The sequence below is a fragment of the Mycobacterium asiaticum genome (genome assembly GCF_001673635.1).
GTDB classification, from domain to species: domain Bacteria; phylum Actinomycetota; class Actinomycetes; order Mycobacteriales; family Mycobacteriaceae; genus Mycobacterium; species Mycobacterium asiaticum_C.
Genome location: NZ_LZMH01000069.1, coordinates 1 through 22,451 on the forward strand (window position 1 = coordinate 1; position 22,451 = coordinate 22,451).

A 22,451-nucleotide genomic window follows, 5' to 3' on the forward strand; every position below is an offset into this window, starting at 1 on the left:
TGGCCGACGTCGCCGAAGCCGGAGAGCAGCGCCTGCTGTCCGAAGGGCAGCGTGCTGGTGTTGTACAGGCCCGACAGCCCCGTGCCCACATTCAGCAAACCGGAGTGCAGTGAGCCCACGTTCATGTATCCAGAACCGTTGCCCATCAATGCGTCGTGAGCTTGATTCCACATGCCCGACACGCCGGCACCGAAGTTGCCCCAACCGGACCCGCCGCCCGCGCCGCTGTTGAAGAAGCCGGAAGACGGTGTGGCCGTGGTGTTTCCGAATCCTGGGGTGGGCGGGATGTGCAGTAGCGTGGTGTTGCTGCCGATGAGGTACACCGAGCCGTCGGCGTTGCCCAGAATCTGCGGGAACGTGATCGCGGGGATGCTGACCGCGCGGGTGCCCGCATCGAGGTTGAGGTTCAACAGGTTTGCCGCCGAGAAGTTCAATCCGCCGGGGAAGATAGTGATCGGGTCGATGACGCCGGGGGCCTGAACGCTGGCCAGCACCTGGCCGATGTTGATTTCGGGGGTATTGAATCCCGAGGTGATCAGCTTGATGAAGGTATTGGCCTCGCCGGCCACGCCGGCGAAGGTGACCAGGTTGCCCGTTGCGAAGGGGGGGCCCGGCCAACTGGCGCCGATGCTGTAGTAGGTAGGACCTGTGTCGAACGGCTTGCCTTCGCTCGGCCACGTCCAGATGATGAACGGGCTGATCGCCGAGTTCGACCCGGTCGTCTGGTCGACGTGCTGGACGATCTCGAGCTGGTTGATTGCGGGGATGGCGACCGACGGCAGCCTGATCGGGCCGAAGGAGATGGTCCCGTTGAAGTTGGGGTGCAGAGCGGGGATGTCGATCTGCGGGATGGTGAAAGCACCCATCGCGACGTTGCCGGTGAGGTGCAGGTGTGTCACCGGCACCGGGATGGGCGGGATGATGACCGGCCCGAAGGAGGCGTTGGCGTGGATGTCCAGGAGGGTGACCGGTGGCATCGGCAGAGTGGTGGCGTAGCTGAACAGGCCCTGGTACTCGCCTCGCCAGAAGAAGCCATTGCTGGCGTTGCCCGTCATGAACGCACCGGTGCCGATGTTGCCGGAGTTCAGCACGCCCGTGTTGGAGTTGCCGGTGTTGAACCAACCGGTGTTGATGTTGCCCGGGTTGAAGTCGCCGGTATTGGTGTTTCCGGCGTTGAAGCTGCCGGTGTTGTAATGCCCCGCGTTGGCCACACCGCTGTTGAAGTTGCCGGTATTAAAGAAGCCAGTAGAAGCCGTCCCTACGTTGCCGATCCCGGTGTTGTAGCTGCCCGAGTTGAACAACCCGACGTTGCCGGTGCCGCTGTTGAAGAACCCGATGTTGCCCGTTCCGGAGTTGAACAGCCCGATGTTTCCGGACCCGGAGTTGAGCCCGCCGATGCCGGTCAGGTTGTCGCCCGAAAGCCCGATGCCGATGTTGTTGTTGCCGCTGTTCGCGAAACCGATGTTGCCGCTGCCGGAGTTGGCAAACCCAAAGTTGTTGTTGCCCAATAGGCCTGCGGCAAGGCCGGTGTTGGCGAACCCGAAGTTGCCGTTGCCGAAGTTGCCCAACCCGAAGTTGCCATCGCCGAAGTTGCCCAACCCGAAGTTGCCGTTGCCGACGTTGGCGAACCCGAGGTTCTGCAAACCGATGTTGGCGGCGCCCAGGTTGAATCCACCGATGTTGCCGAAACCCGCGTTGAAGTTGCCCACGTCGGCCAGGCCGACGTTGGCCATCAGCGTCTGGTTCAGCGCGGTTCCGGCGGCGGACAGACCGGAGAGGTGGTTGCCGAAGTTGCCGATGCCGGAAAGGAGTGCCGGCGTGTCGAAGTCCAACGGGTTGGCGGTGTTGAAGAACCCGGAAACCCCCGAACCCACATCGAGCAGGCCCGAACTCAGCGTGCCGACGTTGAGGGTGCCGGACAGCGTTCCGGTTAGCGCCGTGTGCGCCTGGTTCAGGAAGCCTGATACGCCAGAACCGAAGTTGCCGAAGCCCGACACCCCGCCGGCACCGGAGTTGAAGAAGCCCGACGACGGTGTGGCAGTGGAGTTTCCGAAGCCCGGCATCGCCGGGATGTCGATGAGGGTGACGCTGCTGTGCGGCATGGTGATGTTCAGCGCGGCCTTCAGTGGCAGCGGATCGATGGTCAGACCACCCGGGAAGATCGTGATGGCATCCAGCACACCGGCCGCGTCGATGTTGATCGGGATCGCGTTCTGCGGGATGTTCAGGCCACCCGGGAACAAGGTGAACGCCGGAATCCCGCCTGTCAGATCGATCTTCAACGGGATGGGGTCGCTCGCGATGGTCGGGATGGTGATGGTCGGCATGGTGATCTTGGTGTAGCCGGTTGATCCGCTGCTCGGCCCGCCGAACAAGGTGATACCGGTGACCGGCTTTCTGGCCCAGTCGTTGCTCATCAGGCCATTCGGTTGTCCGATCGTCCAGATGTCACCGAGGGCCTTGACGGTGATGACCGGCAAGGTGAAGGGCGGCGGCGCCGGCGCCGCTTGGTTGATCATCGGGAAGATGTATTCGCCACCGAGGGTGATGCTCTTGAAGAAGACGATCGGCGGGATCTCGATGGTCTGGTGGATGTCCGGGCCCAGTGCCGGAACATCGATCTGCGGGATGGTGAACGGTCCGACGTTGACAACCTGGTGAATGTCGAACAGCGACATGCTCGGGATGTCGATTTGCGGGATGGTGACGGGACCGAAGTTGAAGGTCTCGTTGAAGTCCAGGATGGTGCTCGGCTGGATTTCGATGCTGTATTTGAAGCTGAACACGCCGTGGTATTCGCCGGTCCACAACACGCCGTTGTTGAAGTTGCCGGAGTTGAACGCGCCGGTGTTGACATTGCCAGTGTTGAACATGCCCGTGTTGGTGTTGCCGACGTTGAACCAGCCGGTGTTGGTGTTGCCGGTGTTGAAGTCGCCGGTGTTGGTGTTGCCCGCGTTCCCGGTGCCGCTGTTGTAGTGCCCGGAGTTGGCCAGGCCGGTGTTGAAGTTGCCGGCGTTGAACAGACCGGTGGAGGCCGTCCCCGAGTTCCCGACGCCGGTGTTGTAGTCGCCGGAGTTGAACAGCCCCCAGTTGCCGGTGCCGGTGTTGAAGAAGCCGATGTTTCCGGTGCCGGAGTTGAACAGCCCGATGTTGCCGCTGCCGGAGTTCAGTCCGCCGATGCCGGTGAGGTTGTCTCCCTGCAGCCCGATGCCGACGTTGTTGTTGCCGCTGTTGGCGAATCCGATGTTGCCCACGCCGAAGTTGGCGAAGCCGTAGTTGCCGCTGCCGGCATTGCCGAATCCGAAGTTGTTGTAGCCCAACAGTCCTGCCGCCAGGCCGCTGTTGCCGAACCCGAAGTTTCCGTCACCGATGTTGCCGAATCCGAAGTTGCCGTTGCCCAGGTTCCCGAAGCCCAGGTTGCCGCCACCCAAATTGCCGCCACCGAAGTTCATGCCGCCGGCGTTGCCGGCACCAAGGTTGAATTCGCCGAAGTTTCCGAAGCCGATGTTGATGCCACCCGCGTTGCCCAGGCTCAGCAGGTTGACCGGATCCAGCGCCTCCAATTCGTGGAAGAAACCGTCGATCAGTTGCGAGATCGGCGACGGGCTCGAGGGGGCGGTGAGTATCGCGACCAGGCCCTGGTAGGAGATGCCCGAGACGTGGTTGCCGAGGTTGCTAAGTCCCGAGATGTTCGCCGTCGTGTCGAAGTCCAGCGAGCTCACGTTCAGCAGGCCGGAAATGCCGGTGCCGGCGTTGGACATACCCGATACCAGCGAACCCACGTTGCCCACCCCGGAGAGCACGCCCAGCGTCGCACTCGACGCGTTGTTCATGAGACCCGAGACCATCGCGCCGGCGTTGAAGAAGCCGGAGCCTCCCCCGGCGCCGGAGTTGAAGAAGCCCGACGACGGCAGCGTGGTCGAGTTCCCGAAGCCCGGAGTCGGCTTCAGGTCGATGATCGACAGCGTGTAAGGCCCAGCGGTGGTGGCGATGTCGTAGTTCAGCGGAATCCCGGCGATCGTCATCCCGGGAATCGTCACGGCGGGGATGTCCGCGGAGAAATTGAGGGGCAGCGTCTGGGCCATCGACATGCCCTTGATCACCGAGGCGGGGATGTCGATCGGCGGGATCTCGATCGGCAGCGCCTGGCTGATCGAGATCGCGTCCATTGCGATGGCCGGGTTGGCGAATTGCAGCGGCAGGTTGAGTTGGCCCAGCGTAATGAAATTGAGGACGACGGGAGCCTCGAGCTCGATGAAGATACTTTCCGGCAGCCCGAACCAATCGCGCAAGAACTTCGGGAGGGCCCAGTTCACCTTGAACGGGTTCAGCGTTATGTTCGAGGCGGTGACGGGGCCACCGGTGAACTGTCCGTTGGCGCTGATCGGGGACAGCAGCGTGGTCGCCGGTGCGTGGAAGTTGATGTTGCCGGTTCCGTCGAAGCTGATGTGAATGGCCGGAATTGGGATGTCGGGCACGGTGAAGGCGTAGTTGCCGTTGCCGTTGATGCCGAAGTGCAATGGTGGAAGAACGTGGATGTCCGGGATGACGATGGGTCCGAGGCCGCCGGTAGTGGTCACGTGGATCGGGAACTCGGGAATGGTGATCCCGTAGTACAAGCTTGCAAGTCCTTCGTAGTTGCCCCGCCAGAACATGCCGTTGTTGTAATTGCCGCTGATGAACGCGCCAGTGTTGACGTCACCCGAGTTCAATACGCCGGTGTTGGCGTGCCCGGTGTTGAACCAGCCGGTGTTGTAGTTGCCGGGGTTGAAGTCGCCGCTGTTACCCGTGCCGGTGTTGAAGCTGCCGGTGTTGTAGTGGCCGGCATTGCCCAGTCCGGTGCTGTAGTTGCCGACGTTGAACAGACCGGTGCTGGCAATTCCGGCGTTTCCGATGCCGGTGTTGTAGCTCCCGGAGTTGAACAACCCGAAGTTGCCGGTGCCGGTGTTGAAGAACCCGACGTTGTTGGTGCCCGAGTTGAACAGCCCGATGTTGCCACTACCGCTGTTCAGGCCGCCGATGCCGGTGAGATTGTCTCCCTGCAGCCCGATGCCGATGTTGTTGTTGCCGGTGTTGGCGAACCCGATGTTGCCGAGCCCGAAGTTGCCGAACCCGGAGTTGTTGCTGCCGGCATTGCCGAAACCAAAGTTGTTGTTGCCCAGCAGGCCTGCGGCCAGGCCGGTGTTGCCGAATCCGATGTTGCCGTTGCCGAAGTTGCCGAACCCGAAGTTGCCGCTGCCGATGTTGCCGCCGCCGAAGTTCTGCCCGCCAATGTTGGCAGCGCCCAGGTTGAGGTTCCCGACGTTGCCGAAGCCGAAGTTGCCGCTGCCGAGGTCGGCCCACCCCAGGTTGAGAATGCTGCTGCCCTGGTTGAGAACCGTTCCGGCGGTGAACAATCCGGATAGCTGGTGGCCGACGCCGCCGAACCCCGAAAGGAAAGCGGAATTTCCGAGCGGCAGCGCGCTGGTGTTGAACAAACCTGACACGCCCGAACCCGCGTTCAACAGGCCCGATCCCGACGTGCCGAAGTTGGCGAAGCCAGAACCCGCGCCGACCAGTGTGTCGTGCGCCTGGTTCAGCATGCCCGACATTCCGGCACCGAAGTTGCCGAAGCCGGAGCCACCGCCACCGCCGGAGTTGAAGAAGCCCGATGACGGGTTGGTGGACGAGTTCCCGAAGCCCGGGAGCGGCTTGATGTCGATGAACGGCAAGTGGATGTCACCAACCATGCCCTTGGCGTCGAGGGTCAACGGCACGGTGGTGATCGTCAAGCCGTCGGGCAGCAAGGTAAATGCGTCTAGGCCGCCGGAGAAGTTGGCGATCCCGGCGGACGCCCTCGGGACGGTGAGCCCGTTGGGGAAGAAGGTGAACGCGTCGTTGCCGCCGGTGATGGCGATATTCGCAATGGTTTGGGCGGGGATCGAGAATCCGCTGGGCAGCAGCCGCACGATGTTGGTACTCAGGCTCACCGACAGTGGGATGTCGGCGCCGACGGTGGGACCGCTGATCGTGACACCGCTCAACGAGAGGTCGGAGATGTAGAACCCATTCGGGTTGCCCAACTTGTCGATCTTGACCAACGGGTTGTTGAAGCTGAACGATCCGATGCTGGCCGAGATGGCGTCGAAGCGCGAGTTGAGCACGACGATGGGCGAGATGAACGTCTGCGCCAGGTCCACCGAACCCAGGGCTTGCAGCGGGATCGCGGGAACGGTGATGGGCGCGAAGTTGATCGGCCCGAGGCCCACAGCCGCGTTGGTGATGTTGAAGTGCAGCGCGGGAATGGGCACGGGCGCGACGTGGAGGGGCCCGACGCCACCGATGGCGTGCACGGTGATGGGGGCCCGGGAAATGGTGATGTCCGAGTAGGCACTAATCAGGCCCTCGTAGGTGCCGCGCCAGAACATGCCGTTGTTACCGTGACCGCTGAGGAACGCACCGGTGTTGAGGCTGCCGGAGTTGAATAGCCCGGTATTGGAGTGCCCGGTGTTGAACCATCCGCTGTTGGTGCTGCCCGGGTTGAAGTCGCCGCTGTTGTAGTTGCCGGCGTTGAAGCTGCCGGTGTTGAAGCTGCCGGGGTTCGCGACGCCGGTGTTCAGCACGCCGGCATTGAACAGGCCGCTACTCGCCGATCCGGAGTTGCCGAGTCCGGTGTTGAAGCTGCCCGAGTTGAACAGGCCGAAGTTGCCGGTTCCGGTGTTGAAGAAACCGACGTTGCCGGTTCCGGAATTGAACAATCCGATATTTCCGCTGCCGGAGTTCAGGCCGCCGATGCCGGTCAGGTTGTCACCCGTCAGCCCGATGCCGATGTTGTTGTTTCCGGTGTTGGCCAACCCGATGTTGTTCAATCCCAGGTTCGCGAAGCCGTAGTTGTCGCTGCCGGCGTTGCCGAAACCGAAGTTGCCGTTACCTGATTGGCCCAGCATCAGGCCGGCGTTGCCGAATCCGACGTTGCCGCCACCGAAATTACCCAGACCGAAGTTGCCGTGCCCGACATTGCCGAAACCGAAGTTGGACCCGCCGATGTTGGCAGCACCCAGATTGAAGTCGCCGACGTTGCCGAACCCGACGTTGAAGTTGCCGACGTCGGCCCAGCCGAGGTTGGCGATGATTCCGCGGCTCAGCGCAGTACCAGCCGCGGTGACCCCGGACAGCTTTTCGCCGATGCTCGCGATACCGGACAGCGATGCCGGCGTTCCGAACGGCAGCGAACTGGTGTTGTACAGACCGGACACCCCGGAGCCGAAGTTCAGCATGCCCGAGTTCAGGGTCCCGGCGTTGAAGGCACCCGAAGCAGATCCCGTCAACAAGTTCGGCGCCTGGTTCAGCCAGCCGGATACGCCCGCGCCCATGTTGCCGAACCCCGACGTGCCGCCGGCCCCGGAGTTGAAGAAGCCGGACGACGGCGCGACGGTGGTGTTCCCGTAACCGGGTGTCGCGGGAAGATTGAACGGACCCCGAATCTGGGTAGGTCCGATTTCGATATGTGCCCCGAGGTTGATCGGTATGCGGTCGATGGTGATGGCCGGGGTGCTGAAGCCGTCGATCTGGCCGTCGATGTCAATCGTCAGCGGGATGGGTTGTCCGGGAATGCTGAAGCCGGGGATGGTGAAGCCAGGAGTTCCCAGGCCCAAATTAGCCAGCACGGACAGCGGGCTGTCCGGCACGCTGATGCCATTTGGGAAAATCGTGAACGCCGGAGTATTCCAGTTGACTTTGATATTCAATACGGGAACATGGGTGTCGATATGTATCGGGCCGGTGACCGAACCGGCCGTATCGACGGTCTGGGGTATCGTGACGATCCCGAACAGATCGAATGGCCCGGCGGGGAAACTCGCCTGGAATGCCTGTTTGGCTATGAGTTCGAGCGGCGTAATAGTCAGCGGCCCGATGTTGACCGGGATAGCTGTGCCACCACCGATTGGCGGAATCACGATGTCTGGAATGGCCAGCGGCGGGATAAAGAATGTGTGGTGAATGTTCAGCGGAATGGTGGGAATGATCGGGATGGGCCGCAAGGTGATGGGCCCGATACCGCCGAAGATGCCCAAGTCGAGCGGGATGACGGACACATGCGTCCCGCTGGCGAAGCCGATCAGTCCCTCGTTGTCACCGACCCACAGCATGCCGTTGCTCTGATTGCCTGCAATGAGGGCACCGGTGTTGACGTTGCCCGAATTCGCGAAGCCGGTGTTGATGTTGCCGGTGTTGAGCCAGCCGGTGTTCGTGTGGCCGGGGTTCAGATCACCGGAGTTGAAGCTGCCCACGTTCAGGGTGCCGGTGTTGTAGTTGCCCACATTGGCCAGACCGGTGTTGAAATTTCCGGCATTGAACAAGCCTGTGCTGGCAAGACCCGAATTACCGAAACCACTGTTGTAATTACCCGAATTGAACAGACCAAAGTTGCCTGTACCGGAATTGAAAAATCCGACGTTGTTGGTTCCGGAATTGAACAACCCAATATTTCCGGTGCCAGTATTCAGTCCACCAATGCCGGTCTGATTGTCGCCGGTCAGCCCAATACCGATGTTGTTATTTCCGGTGTTCGCGAAACCGAAGTTGTTGGCGCCGGTATTCGCGAACCCGATATTGCCGCCGAGGAAGGCGCCAAGGGCCGCGTTGCCGAACCCGATGTTGCCGTTCCCGACGTTGCCGAATCCGATGTTGCCGATGCCGCTGTTGCCGAACCCCAGGTTCTGTGCGCCGAGGTTGCCCGCGCCCACGTTCCATTGACCGACGTTGCCCAGGCCGAGGTGGTAGTTGCCGACGTTGGCCATGCCGGCGTTCAGTTGCAGCGCTGTCTCCCCGGCGGCGGCACCGATCGCGGCTGCCGTGCCCGCCAGCCCGGTCGGGTTGTGCACGAAGGGGGTCAACGCCGCAGCAATCACCGAGGCACCGGCGTGATACTCGAAGATCGCCGCGACGTCCTGGGCCCACATCTGTTCGTACGCGGCCTCAGTGGCTGCGATCGCCGGTGCATTGAGACCGAAGATGTTGGACAGCGCCAACCGAACCAGCTCACTCCGGTTGGCCGCCACCGCCAGGGGGTGCGCGACGGCGGCCACCGCCGTCTCGAAGGCGCTCGCAACGGCACTGGCCTGCGCGGCGGTCGTTTCGGCTTGGGCCGCGGCGGCACTCAGCCAGCCCACGTACGGGCCGGCCACCTCGGCCATCGCGGCTGCAGCCGGACCCTGCCAGGCCCCCTCCGTCAGGCCGGACGTGACCGAACCGAACGAAGCGGCAGCCGACCACAGTTCGGCCCCGAGCCTTTGCCATGCCTGGGCCGCCTTCAACAACGGCCCGGTCCCAGCGCCCGCATACATCAGAGCGGAGTTGATCTCCGGCGGCAGCACCGGAAATTCCATGGCCGAATCCCTTCAGGATGTGCACACACCGCATTTCTTGCGGATTTCAGCAGTCCTTGCGGAGACCCCCGACCCAGCAGTCCTGTCGATACGATTTCACCAGCATCCTGCGCGGGAAATGGCGTGTTTCGCCAATAATTTAGGTAGCTCGTGCAAACTGCACAGAGCCATGTGCAGAATGCACATCGGCGTTTCGACGGAGCAATTGTTCCGTCCGGCGACCCTCAGAAGGTCAGACCGGAGTACATCAGACCGTCCGGGTCATAGCGTTGCCGGACGGTGGTCAACTGCGCGAGGTTCGGCCCGAAATACCGCGACGCTTGCGTGTTGGGCTCCAGGTAGTTGACGTAGCCACCGGCCGAAAACTGTTGCACGGTCTGGTGTGCGGTGGCCACCCAGGTGCTCGCGGTGGACGTCTGACCGTTCCCCGTTTCGACGTACCACTGCGCGACGGCCGAGTGCCGTCGCCACGGAAACGCCGATGCCGCCGGATCCACGTCGCCGACTGCGCCGCTGAGGGTGTCGACGATCACCGATGCCTGTCCCCCGGCAGGTGGGTACTTGCCGATCGCGGAGACAATCGCCTGCGCCGCAGCCGAAGTCATCGTGCCGATCACGTCGGAGCCCGCCACGAACCCACGCGGCGAGCTGGCCGCGCTGCCCCCGGCCAGATAGTTGACCAGGTCCATGTGGCTCAGCGTCTTGTGTTCGGTCGCGGTGGGTTGTACCCCGACGGCGGCCTTGATCGCATCGGCCACCGCCGCGCCGGTACCGGCCGGGCAGGTGGCCAGCACGTGGCAGTCCCCTTGCGTCCCGTTGACGGAGAGGTCGACCAGCCCCCAGGTGTTGCGGTCGGCTTGGGCCAGCCACGCTTGCCAGCCGGTGAGCACTTGAGGCGCCGCCGACGGCGCGAACACGACGCGCACCACATCGGAGTCGGAGGCGGCGAAGGTGGTGAAGGTCATCGAGGTGACCACCCCGAAATTGCCACCGCCACCACCGCGCAGGCCCCAGAACAGGTCGGGGTGCTCGTCGGCGGATGCGGTGACCGTCTGGCCGTTAAGCAACACCACTGTGGCCGAGCGCAACGCGTCGCACGCCAGGCCCGCATGGCGGGAATCAGCCCCCATCCCACCGCCCAGCGTCAGGCCCGCCACGCCGACCGTGGGGCAGCTGCCGGTGGGAATGGCCCGCCCGGCGCCGGCGAGGGCCTGCTGCACCGCGGACAAGGTGGTCCCGGCCGGGACCGTGACGGTGCCCGCGGCGCTGTCGACGTTCACCCCGCCGGTCAGCCCGCGCAGGTCGAGCACCATGGCGCCGTTGGCGGCCGAGGCGCCGATGTAGGAGTGCCCGCCGCCCCGCGGGGCGATCTTGAGCTTGTTGGCCGCCGCGAAGGCCACGGCCTTCTCCACGTCGGCCTGCGTGGTGACCACGACGATGGCCGCGGGGCTCGAGGCGTTGTAATTCGAATTGAATATCTGTTTGCCAGTGCTGAAAGCGGGGTCGGTGGGCAGCAGCACTTTTCCGCCGATGGAAGAAGCCAAACTGCTCCAGGCACCGGTCGGTTCCGCCCTGACCAGTGCCGCCGGAAACAGCGCGGAGGTCGCCACCGCACCGACCGCACCGCGCAGAAAAGCCTGGCGAGAGATCATGAACCGCATTGTTAATCGCCGCGGCGGTCAACAGGCCTGTCCGCCAACGTGTCGCGAACAGCGTGACAAGATCGTGTTGTTAACCGCGGACCCGATAATAGATGCCGCGTTTGCTAGCCAGCGACAAACGCCTCGAAAGCCAAAGCTTTATGTCATCGTGTCCCGAACGAGACCACCGTCGACAAAGGTTCATAGCGTTCACTGGAGTGCCGCTGGGAGTCCTGGGTGCTCTCGACACAAATGAGGGAGCAGACATGAAGCCATGGCGTCACCAGCCACTGACCGTTCGCCTACTGGCGGGAACCGCGGGCCTGCTGACCGCGGCCGCGGCGTTCGCAGGCCCCGCCGACGCGAGTCCCGTCGACGACGCCTTCATCACCGCGCTGAGCAATGCCGGCGTGAACTACGGCGACCCGCTCAACGCAGAAGCACTCGGCCAGTCCGTGTGTCCGATGCTGGTCCAGCCGGGCGGGAACTTCGCCGCGGCGGCCAGCCGCATCCGGGGCAGTAACGGCATGTCGCCCGAGATGGCAAGCATGTTCACCACGATCGCGATCCAGATGTACTGCCCGTCGGTGATGGCCGACGTCGCCAGTGGCAACATTCCGGGCGGTCTGCAACAGCTGCCCGGTTTGTCGGGCATTCCGGGGCTGCCGGGGTTCTAACCGGTTCCCAACGGGTCGATCGTCCAGGCGACGTAGACCATCGCGGCGCCGACCGACGCCGTCGTGAGGAAGTCGGTGCCCCTGCTGCGCACCACCAGCAGGCCGGCGCGCTCGTCGGGCAGGGCCAGCCGCAGTACGGCGGCGACCCCGACACCGATACCGATCAGCAGGGCGCCGCGGCGCCAGAAGTTCGCACCGGCCAATACGAACGCCACCAGAAAAATGACCCCGACCAGCAGGATCGGCCACTGGGCGCGCAACACGCGCCCCAGAATGGCCCGAACCGTCATTACTGTTCGGCCAGCTCGACGACGTTGGTGAGCAGGAAGGCGCGGGTCAGGGGCCCGACGCCGCCGGGGTTGGGCGACACGTGGCCGGCAACTTCCCACACATCGGGGTGCACGTCCCCGGTGAGCTTGCCGTCCACCCGGCTGACACCGACGTCGACGACGGCGGCCCCGGGGCGCACCATGTCGGCGGTCAGCAGATGCGGTGCGCCGACGGCCGCCACGATGATGTCGGCCTGCCGGGTCAGGGCGGGCAGATCGCGAGTTTTGGTGTGGCACAACGTGACAGTGGCGTTCTCGGAGCGGCGGGTGAGCAGCAGCCCGAGCGGGCGCCCCACCGTCACACCGCGGCCGACGACCACCACGTGCGCCCCGGCGAGCTCGATGTCGTAGCGCCGCAGCAGATGCACGATGCCGCGCGGGGTGCACGGCAGCGACGCGGGCGTGTTGAGTACCAGCCGGCCCAGGTTGGTGGGGTGCAGCCCGTCGGCGTCCTTGTCGGGGTCGACGCGCTCGAGGGCCGCGTTCTCGTCGAGGTGCTTGGGCAGCGGCAACTGAACGATGTAGCCGGTGCACTCGGGGTTGGCGTTCAGCTCGTCGATGGTCTCGTTGAGCGTTTCCGTGGAGATGTCGGCCGGCAGGTCGCGGCGGATCGACGTGATGCCCACCTTCGCGCAGTCGGCGTGCTTGCCGCGCACGTAAGCCTGCGACCCGGGATCCTCGCCGACCAGGATGGTGCCCAGGCCGGGCGTGCGGCCCGACTCGGTCAGTGCGGCGACCCGTTGTTTGAGTTCGACGAAGATCTCGTCGCGGGTGGCCTTGCCGTCCAGCGTGATTGCGCCCACGCCTGACAGTCTGGCATGCCCGCCGCGCCCGTCACCGCCGCCGACCCGCAGTACCCAGCTAAGCTCCCGGTATGTCTGCAGCCCCAGACGTGTTCAGCCCGGCCAAGCTCGGTCCGCTGACGCTGCGCAACCGAATCATCAAGGCCGCCACGTTCGAAGCTCGCACACCCGACGCGCTGGTGACCGACGACCTCATCGAGTACCACCGCCTGCCCGCGGCCGGCGGCGTCGGGATGACCACCGTTGCCTACTGCGCGGTCTCCCCCGGCGGACGCACGGAAGGCAATGGGCTGTGGATGCGTCCGGAGGCGGTCCCGGGGCTGCGCCGACTCACCGACGCGGTTCACGCCGAAGGGGCGGCGGTGAGCGCCCAGATCGGGCACGCGGGACCGGTGGCCAACGCCAAATCCAACAAGGCCACCGCCCTGGCCCCAGTGCGGTTCTTCAATCCGATCGGCATGCGCTTCGCCCGCAAAGCCAACCGCGACGACATCGATGACGTGCTGGCCGATCACGCCAAGGCCGCCCGGTTCGCCGTGGAGGCCGGCTTCGACGCCGTCGAAATCCATCTGGGCCACAACTATCTGGCGAGCTCGTTCCTCAGCCCGTTGATCAACCGTCGCACCGACGAGTTCGGCGGGTCGCTGGCCAACCGCGCCAAGGTGGCCCGCGGACTGGTGCTGGCCGTGCGCCGCGCCGTGGACCAAGGACCACGCCAGATCGCGGTGACGGCAAAACTCAACATGTCCGACGGCGTCCGCGGCGGCATCAGCACCGACGAGGCCCTGACCACCGCGAAGTGGCTGGAGGAAGACGGCGGGCTCGACGCGATCGAGCTGACCGCCGGCAGCTCGCTGGTCAACCCGATGTATCTGTTCCGCGGCGACGCGCCGATCAAGCAGTTCGCCGGCGCATTCAAACCGCCGATCCGGTGGGGCATGCGCATGACCGGCAAGAAGTTCCTGCGCGAGTATCCCTACCACGAGGCCTACCTGCTGCGGGAAGCCAAGCTGTTCCGCGCCGAGCTGAAGCTGCCGCTCATTCTGCTCGGCGGCATCACCAACCGGGAGACGATGGACCTCGCCATGGCCGAGGGATTCCAGTTCGTCGCGATGGCCCGTGCGCTGCTGGCCGAGCCCGACTTGATCAACCGGATCGCGGCCGACGGCGCGCACACCCGGTCGGCCTGTACGCACTGCAATCAGTGCATGCCGACCATCTATCGCCGCACCCACTGCGTGGTGACCGGCGCGCCTGACAAGCCGTAACCCCGGCTCGACCGGCTAAAGTTGTCAGCGATGCCCCCTCCCGCCCCGCCTACGCTGACCGTTCGCCACGACGGGTCGGAACGTACCTTCGCGGCGGGCCACGACGTTGTAGTTGGCCGTGACCTACGGGCCGACATGCGCATTACCCATCCGTTGATCTCGCGCGCCCACCTGTTGCTGCGCTTCGAGCAGGGCCGCTGGCTGGCTATCGACAACAACTCCCTCAACGGCACCTACGCCAACGGCCGGCGGGTCCCGGTGGTCGACATCACCGACGGCCAGACCGTCAATATCGGGAACCCGGACGGGCCGCTGCTGATCTTCGACGTGGGACGGCACCGGGGACCGGCCGGTCGGCCGCCGCAAACCGAGTCGCTGCCGATCATCCAACCGGCCGCAGCGCCCGGGCCCGGCGGACCGCCGCCCCCACCACCGCCGTCCGGACGCCAACCGGCCTGGGCCGGCCCGCCGCCGAGCCGGCCGATTGCCGGCGGCCCGCCACCACCGCCGCCCGCCCAACCCATGTATCCCAGCAGCGGCAACGCGCCCTGGGCCCCGCCGGGCTATCCGGTGAGCGGACCGCCGCCGTCGTCGCCGAACTTCGCGCCGGCCCCGCCGCGATCGGCCCCGCGACAGCCGGTGCCGCCCGCGAATGTCACCCGGCCCCCCGAGCAGGGAAACATCGCCACCAAGATGTTCCAGGCCTTGCTGACCCGGACCGGCTCGCACGAGATACCGGCGAACTCCGTCACGATCGGTCGTTCCACCGACAACGACATCGTCATCCAGGACGTCCTGGCGTCGCGTCACCATGCGTTTTTGACCCTGACGCCGCTGGGTGCGGAAATCCGGGACAACAACAGCGTCAACGGCACGTTCGTCAACGGGGTGCGGGTCGGGTCGGCGATCCTCACCGAGGGCGATCAGGTCACCATCGGCAACGTCGACCTGGTCTTCACCGGCGGGACGCTGGTCCGTCGCACCGCGGTCGCCTCGCGCACCGGCGGCCTGGAGGTCAACTCGGTCACCTTCACCGTCGAGGGCGGCAAGCAACTGCTCGACCACATCTCGCTGACTGCGCGGCCCGGCACTCTGACCGCCATCATCGGGGGATCCGGCGCCGGTAAGTCGACGCTGTCGCGCCTGATCGCCGGCTACACCAGCCCCAGCACCGGCAACGTCACATTCGAGGGCCATGACATCCACGCCGAGTACGCGTCGTTGCGCAGCCGCGTCGGCATGGTCCCGCAGGACGACGTGGTGCACCGCCAGCTGACCGTCAACCAGGCACTCGGGTACGCCGCCGAGCTGCGGCTGCCGCCCGACACCAGCAAGGCCGACCGCGCGCAAGTGGTGGCCCAGGTCCTCGAAGAACTCGAGCTCACCAAGCACGCCGACACCCGCGTCGACAAATTGTCCGGCGGCCAGCGCAAGCGTGCGTCGGTGGCCCTGGAGCTGCTCACCGGACCGTCGCTGCTGATCCTGGACGAGCCGACCTCGGGGCTGGACCCGGCGCTGGACCGGCAGGTGATGATGATGCTGCGCCAGCTCGCCGATGCCGGGCGTGTGGTGCTGGTGGTGACGCACTCCGTTTCATACCTGGACGTGTGCGACCAGATACTGCTGCTGGCACCCGGCGGCAAGACCGCGTTCCTGGGCGCTCCGGACCAGATCGGCGCCGCGATGGGCACCACCAACTGGGCCGACATCTTCACCAAGGTGGGCGCCGACCCGGACGAGGCCAATCGCCGTTTCCTGGAGGGCAACCGGCCGGGAGCGGACCGCCCGTCGGAGTCCAGTCCGGCGGCCGATCTCGGTGAACCGGTACACAACAGCGGGCTGCGCCAGTTCTCGACGATCGCCCGCCGCCAGGTGCGACTGGTCATTTCCGATCGCGGTTATACGGTGTTCCTCGCGTTGCTGCCGTTCCTCATCGGCGTGCTGACGCTGACGGTCCGCGGCAAGACCGGCTTCGACATGGCCGATCCGCTCAGCAGCGCGCCCAACCAGCCCGGTCAGATCCTGGTCATGCTGAACGTCGGCGCGGTGTTCATGGGTACCGCGCTGACGATTCGCGACCTGGTCGGGGAGCGGCCGATCTTCAAGAGGGAACAGGCTGTCGGCCTGTCCACGGGTGCTTACCTGGCCGCCAAAATCGTGGTGTTCTGTGCGTTCGCAACGATGCAGGCGGCGATCTCGACCACGATCGCCGTGGTCGGTTGGGGCAAACCGCTCTCAGGTCCGGTGCTGCTCTTCGATGTCCGGTTCGAGCTGTTCGTCACCGTCGCCGCCACCTGTGTGACGTCGGCAATTCTCGGCATGGCGCTATCGGCCATCGCCAAGTCGCAGGACCAGATCATGCCCCTGCTGGTGACCGCGATCATGTCTCAGTTGGTGTTCTCCGGCGGCATGATCTGGGTGACCAACCGCACGGGTCTTGACCAATTGTCTTGGGCCACACCGGCCCGCTGGGGTTACGCGGCGGCGTCGTCGACCATCGACACCCATCGCCTCACGCCCGGCCCGACCGACCCCAAAGACCAGCACTGGAACCACACCAAGAGCGCGTGGCTGTTTGACATGGCCATGCTCGCGGTGCTGTGCATCATCTACAGCGCGATCGTGTGGTGGAGGATTCGGCTAAAGCGCCGGTAACCCAGGCTTCCGGCTCTAGGGTTAGCGAATGAGCCCAAATCCAGGTCCGGTGTTGACAGTTCGGTCCGCACGGTCACACCGCGACTTTTCCGCGGGTCCGGACGTGGTGGTCGGCAGCGACCTACGCGCGGACCTGCGGGTCGCGCACCCACTGATCGCCCGCGCCCACCTGATCCTGCGTTTCGAGCGGGGCCGCTGGGTCGCGGTCGACAACAGCTCGCAAAGCGGAATCTTCTGCAACGGCAAGCGCGTTCCCGGACTCGACATCCAGGATGGCCAGTCGATCAACCTCGGTGGTCCGGACGGGCCGCGCATCACCTTCGAGGTGGGCCACCGGCAGGGCACCGTCGGCGCCCTGCCGCCGACCGAGCGGCTGGCCGTGCTCGCGCCACCCGCCGGTCCCCCTGGCGCCCCACCGCCGGCGCAGTCCGGCGCCGCGCAGCGCACCACCGCCATTCCGACCATCCCGCCCCAGGCTCCCAAGGCGGGCCGCCCGCCGCAGCCGGCCCCGCTGCCGCCCACGCAAGCCGCACAACCCAACCTGCAACCGCCCACCCAAGCCGCGCAGCCCAACCTGCAACCGCCCACCCGAGCCGGGCAGCCCAACCTGGCACCCCCCGGAGCGCCGACCCACGACACCACCGTCTCGCAACTCGCCACCGGGACCGTGAAAGCTCCCACCGTCGGGTCCGGGGGGTCACGGCCGGCCACCGCGGCACGCATCGGGCGGGCACCGGACAACGACATCGTCATCGGCGACGTGCTGGCGTCCCGGTACCACGCGACCCTTACCCCGACGCCGGTCGGCGCCGAGATCCGCGACCTGGACAGCATCAACGGGACGTTCGTCAACGGCATCCGGGTCGGGTCGGCAATCCTGTCCGAGGGTGACGTGGTCACCATCGGCAACGTCGACCTCGCGTTCGTCGGCGGCATCCTGGTACGCCGCACCGAAGCCGCGAGCCGGACCGGCGGCCTCGAAGTTCGCGACATCCAGTTCACCATCAACGGCAACCGGTTGCTGGACAACGTGGCGCTGACCGCGCGGCCCGGGACGCTTACCGCCATCATCGGCGGGTCCGGTGCCGGCAAGAGCACGCTGTCCCGGTTGATCGCCGGATACACCACGCCCAGTGCCGGCACAGTGACCTTCGAGGGCCACGACATTCATCAGCAGTACGCATCCCTGCGCAGCCGGATCGGGATGGTGCCGCAGGACGACGTCGTACACCGGCAGCTGACCGTCATTCAGGCGCTCAACTACGCGGCGGAGCTGCGGCTGCCGCCCGACACCAGCAAAGAGGACCGCGCCCAGGTGGTGGCCCAAGTGCTCGACGAACTCGGGCTGACCAAGCACGCCGACACCCGGGTGGACAACCTCTCCGGCGGCCAGCGCAAGCGCGCGTCGGTCGCTCTGGAACTGCTGACCGGCCCGTCGCTGCTGATCCTTGACGAGCCGACGTCCGGGCTGGACCCGGCACTGGACCTGCAGGTCATGACGATGCTGCGCCAACTCGCCGACGCCGGCCGGGTGGTGCTGGTGGTCACCCACTCCCTGACCTACCTCGACGTCTGCGACCAGGTGCTGCTGATGGCGCCCGGCGGCAAGACGGCGTACCTGGGTCCTCCTGGCCAGATCGGCGACGTGATGGGCACCACCAACTGGGCGCACATCTTCGCCAAGGTGGGCGCCGACCCCGAGGAGGCAAACCGGCGCTTCCTGGCGCAGCGGCAACCGCCGCCGACCGCGCCGGAACCGGCACCGGCCGATCTGGGCGCGCCCGCGCACACCAGCGTGCGCCGACAGTTCTCCACGATCACCCGCCGCCAGGTGCGGCTGGTCGTCGCCGACCGCGCGTATTTCATCTTCCTGGCGATCCTGCCGTTCATCCTGGGCGGGCTGTCGCTGACCGTGCCGGGCGACAGCGGGTTCCGCATGGCCTCCCCCACCAGCAACACACCGGACGAAGCAGCCCAGATCCTGACGCTGCTGTCCATCGCCGCGGTCTTCATGGGTACGGCCCTGACCATCCGCGACCTGATCGGCGAGCGCGCGATCTTCAAACGCGAGCAGGCGGTCGGTCTGTCTACCTGGGCCTACCTGGGTGCCAAGCTGACGGTGTTTTTCGTGTTCGCGGTGCTGCAGGCCGCAATCACCACCGCCATCGTGGTACTGGGCAAGGGAGCTCCGACCCAGAAAGCCCTGGTGCTGGGCAATCCGAGCTTCGAGTTGTTCGCCACGGTCGCCGCCACCTGCGTGGCCTCGGCGATCCTGGGGTTGGTGCTGTCGTCCGTCGCCCGGTCCAACGAGCAGATCATGCCGCTGTTGGTGGTGTCACTGATGCTGCAGCTGGTGCTCGCCGGCGGCATGATCCCGGTGACCAACCGCATCTTTCTCGATCAGATGTCCTGGGCGATCCCGGCGCGCTGGGGTTACGCCGCGTCGGCGGCCACGGTCAATCTGCGCGAACTGGTGCCGGGTTCTCTGAGCCCGGAGGACAGCCACTGGGCACATACCCGCAGCGCCTGGTTGTTCGACATGGGCATGCTGGCGGTGCTGTCGGTGGTGTATTCCGGCATCGTGTGGTGGCGCATTCGACTCAAGCGGCATTGAACCGCAAGCTGAACGAATGACCCAAGCTCAACCGCCCGCGCTGACCGTTCGCGCCGGGCCGGCGCAACGCACGTTCGCGGCCGGCCAGGAAGCGATTCTGGGCAGCGACGTCCGGGCCGACCTGAGGGTCGCGCACCCGCTGGTCGCTCGCGCCCATCTGCTGTTGCGCTTCGAACAGGGCAACTGGATTGCGAAAGCCATCGACAACAAGTCGCCCCATGGGATCTTCCTCAACGGCAGGCCTGTGCCGCTGGTCGGCATCCAGGACGGAATGAAGGTCAACCTCGCCCGGCCCGACGGGCCGCACGTCGTGTTCCGGATCGGGCAGCCGGCCGCCAAGCCGCCGCCGCGACTGTTTCGTCCGCCGCAACGTCAGTCTCAACACGACGTCACGCAGCGCACCGCGGCAATTCCGCTGCGGGCCAAGGCCGCTCCCGAGCCGCCGCCCGATCCGGCGCCGACCGACCCGCTGAACCCGGTGACCACGGTGTCGCAGTTTCCGACCCGCGGCATCAACGTCCTGGGAGCCGACCCGTCGTTGGCGCCGCCGGTGGGGCGCACCGCCTGGATCGGACGCGCCGAGGACTGCGACATCGTCGTCAACGACGTGCTGGCCTCGCGCCGGCACGCGTACCTGGCGCCCATCGCCATCGGCATCGAGATCCGCGATGCCCATAGCATCAACGGCACCTTCGTCAACGGCATCCGGGTCGGATCGGCGTTGCTGAGCCAGGGCGACGTGGTCACCATCGGCAACGTCGACCTGGTTTTCACCGGTGAAACGCTAGTGCGCCGCACCGAGGCCGCCACCCGCACCGGGGGGCTTGAGGTCGACGAGGTGTGCTTCAGCGTCGACGGAAAGGCGTTGCTGCAGAAGGTGTCGATGACCGCCCGGCCCGGCACGCTGACGGCCATCATCGGCGGATCCGGGGCCGGCAAGACCACGCTGGCCCGGCTCATCGCCGGTTACGCCCGGCCCGGTTCCGGCGTCGTGACGTTCGAAGGCCACAACATCCACACCGAATACGCGTCCCTGCGCAGCCGGATCGGGATGGTGCCGCAGGACGACGTCGTGCACCGGCAACTCACCGTCAACCAGGCGCTTGGGTATGCCGCCGAACTGCGGCTACCGCCCGACACCACCAAGGCCGACCGCACCCAGGTCATCGCGCAGGTGCTCGACGAACTGGGGCTGACCCAGCACGCCGAGACACGGGTCGACCAGCTGTCCGGCGGCCAGCGCAAGCGCGCGTCGGTGGCGTTGGAATTGCTGACCGGCCCGTCGCTGCTGATCCTGGATGAGCCGACGTCCGGGCTGGACCCGGCACTGGACCTGCAGGTCATGACGATGCTGCGCCAACTCGCCGACGCCGGCCGGGTGGTGCTGGTGGTCACCCACTCCCTCACCTACCTCGACGTCTGCGATCAGGTGCTGCTGATGGCGCCCGGCGGCAAGACCGCGTACCTGGGTCCCCCGGGTCAGATCGGCGAGGCCTTCGGCACCACGAATTGGGCGCACATCTTCGCCAAGGTCGGGGCCGACCCGGACGAGGCGAACCGGCGCTTCCTCGCGCAACGCGCGGCGCAGGACAGTTTGGTCTCGGCCAAGCAACCGGAGGCCCCCAGCGGTCTGGGCGAGCCGGCGCATACCAGCGCACGCCGGCAGTTCTCCACGATCGCCCGGCGGCAGGTGCGGCTGGTGGTGAACGACCGCGCGTATTTCGTCTTTCTGGCGGTGCTGCCGTTCATCCTGGGTGCGCTGTCGTTGACGGTCCCGGGTGACCGGGGCTTCGGCCTGGCCTCGCCGACGAGCGACACCCCGGACGAGGCGGCGCAGATCCTGAACCTGCTCAGCATCGCCGCGGTGTTCATGGGCAGCGCGCTGACCATCCGCGACCTGATCGGCGAGCGCGCCATCTTCCGGCGCGAGCAGGCCGTCGGGTTGTCGACGTCGGCCTACCTCGGCGCAAAGATCACCGTGTTCTGCGGGTTTGCGATCGTGCAAGCGGCGATCGCGACGATCATCGTGCTGGTGGGCAAGGGCGCGCCGACCCAGCGGGCGCTGCTGTTGGGCAGCCCGAGCTTTGAACTGTTCACCAGCATCGCCGCGACGTGCGTGGCCTCGGCGATCCTGGGGTTGGTGCTGTCGGCGATCGCCCGATCCAACGAGCAGATCATGCCGCTACTGGTGGTGTCGCTGATGCTGCAGCTGGTTCTTGCGGGCGGCATTGTGCCGGTGACGAATCGGGTCTTCCTCGACCAGCTGTCCTGGGTGGTCCCGGCGCGCTGGGGCTATGGCGCGTCGGCGGCCACGGTCAACCTGCGCGAGCTGGTGCCGGGTTCGGTGAGTCCCGAGGACAGCCACTGGACGCATTCCCGCACCGCCTGGCTGTTCGACATGGGGATGCTGGCGGCGCTGTCGGTGGTGTACTCCGGCATCGTGTGGTGGCGGATCCGGCTCAAGCGCTAGGTTGCGCGAGCAGACGCAAAAGCCCCCGACACGCCGTGCGTGCGGGGGCTTTTGCGTCTGCTCGCCCAGGGAAACTCACCCGTCCAGCCGGAGTCCGTGCGCCAAAGCGAATGCCATCGCCTGCGGCACATCGATGCGCGCCCCGACCAGCGCAGCGCTGGTCCATAGTGCGGCGTCGGCAATCGCGCCGCGCAGGTCGGCGTCATCCAGCCGCGCGCCGGTGGTCCGGGCACCCCGCAGGTCGGCGCCGCGCAGCACGCTCTTGCGCAGGTCGGTTTCCACCAGGCTGGTTTCCCGCAGCCGGCACCCGCTCAGGTCGACACCACGCAGGTCGTTGCCGGCGAGCACCGCCAGCGTGAAGTCCACTTCGTCGAAGATGACCGGCCGCAACCGGCACTGGGTGAACACCGAGCCCAACACACTGCAGTGGGCAAATGTGCTGTGCCACAGCGTGGTTTGGGTGAAGGTGCAGTTGCGGAATGCCGATCCGCGGTGTTGGGACTCGGCCAGGTTCACCCCGCTGAAATCGCACTCGGTGAACACCACGCGTTCGGTGTGCAGCCCGCCCAGATCCTCGTCGCGGAAGTCTTCGCCGCTGAATTCGCGCTCAGTCCACTCGGGCAACGA

At 65.9% G+C, this 22,451-nt stretch carries 10 protein-coding genes; 5 read left to right on the plus strand and 5 right to left on the minus strand.

The annotated features are described in order from the left end of the window. Together A5645_RS18735 and A5645_RS18740 are read right to left on the minus strand one after the other, a co-directional pair. On the minus strand, window positions 1-9,368 hold a 9,368-nt coding region (locus tag A5645_RS18735), incomplete at its 3' end, for a PPE family protein (protein WP_065130639.1). A gap of 224 nt (window positions 9,369-9,592) precedes the next feature. Then, complete coding sequence (locus A5645_RS18740) at window positions 9,593-11,020, minus strand: FAD-dependent oxidoreductase (protein ID WP_436405512.1); 1,428 nt, start codon at window positions 11,018-11,020, stop codon at window positions 9,593-9,595. A 254-nt stretch (window positions 11,021-11,274) separates the two neighbouring features. Between A5645_RS18740 and A5645_RS18745 the strand changes: the two genes are divergently transcribed. Continuing rightward, complete coding sequence (locus tag A5645_RS18745) at window positions 11,275-11,685, plus strand: DUF732 domain-containing protein (RefSeq protein ID WP_065130641.1); 411 nt, start codon at window positions 11,275-11,277, stop codon at window positions 11,683-11,685. On the opposite strand, the gene A5645_RS18750 is transcribed toward A5645_RS18745, so the two are convergent. Together A5645_RS18750 and A5645_RS18755 are read right to left on the minus strand one after the other, a co-directional pair. Next, the gene (locus A5645_RS18750; protein WP_065033713.1) at window positions 11,682-11,975 is read right to left on the minus strand and encodes a DUF3017 domain-containing protein; all 294 of its coding nucleotides are present in this window, start codon (window positions 11,973-11,975) and stop codon (window positions 11,682-11,684) included. The two genes, A5645_RS18745 and A5645_RS18750, sit on opposite strands and share 4 nt — an antisense overlap. Continuing rightward, a complete protein-coding gene (locus tag A5645_RS18755) occupies window positions 11,975-12,817 on the minus strand; it encodes a bifunctional methylenetetrahydrofolate dehydrogenase/methenyltetrahydrofolate cyclohydrolase (protein ID WP_065130642.1) in 843 nt (280 codons plus the stop codon). The genes A5645_RS18750 and A5645_RS18755 overlap by 1 nt, the downstream gene beginning before the upstream one ends. 71 nt (window positions 12,818-12,888) lie before the next feature. On the opposite strand from A5645_RS18755, the gene A5645_RS18760 reads away from it, so the two are divergent. The 4 genes from A5645_RS18760 to A5645_RS18775 are packed head-to-tail and all read left to right on the plus strand — an operon-like array spanning window position 12,889 to window position 21,824. Continuing rightward, window positions 12,889-14,085 carry an NADH:flavin oxidoreductase gene (locus A5645_RS18760; RefSeq protein WP_065130643.1) on the plus strand — a complete coding sequence of 399 codons (1,197 nt, stop codon included), beginning with the start codon at window positions 12,889-12,891 and terminating at the stop codon, window positions 14,083-14,085. Window positions 14,086-14,115: 30 nt separating this feature from the next. Next, window positions 14,116-16,740, plus strand: coding sequence for an FHA domain-containing protein (locus A5645_RS18765; RefSeq protein WP_065130644.1), 2,625 nt, complete (start codon window positions 14,116-14,118; stop codon window positions 16,738-16,740). A gap of 28 nt (window positions 16,741-16,768) precedes the next feature. Beyond that, a complete protein-coding gene (locus A5645_RS18770; protein ID WP_065130645.1) occupies window positions 16,769-19,354 on the plus strand; it encodes an ATP-binding cassette domain-containing protein in 2,586 nt (861 codons plus the stop codon). Between the two features lie 16 nt (window positions 19,355-19,370). Continuing rightward, a complete protein-coding gene (locus A5645_RS18775) occupies window positions 19,371-21,824 on the plus strand; it encodes an ATP-binding cassette domain-containing protein (protein ID WP_065130646.1) in 2,454 nt (817 codons plus the stop codon). 75 nt (window positions 21,825-21,899) lie between these two features. On the opposite strand, the gene A5645_RS18780 is transcribed toward A5645_RS18775, so the two are convergent. Beyond that, window positions 21,900-22,448: a pentapeptide repeat-containing protein gene (locus tag A5645_RS18780; RefSeq protein WP_065130647.1), complete on the minus strand. Its 549-nt coding sequence runs from the start codon at window positions 22,446-22,448 to the stop codon at window positions 21,900-21,902. Window positions 22,449-22,451 lie beyond the last annotated feature (3 nt).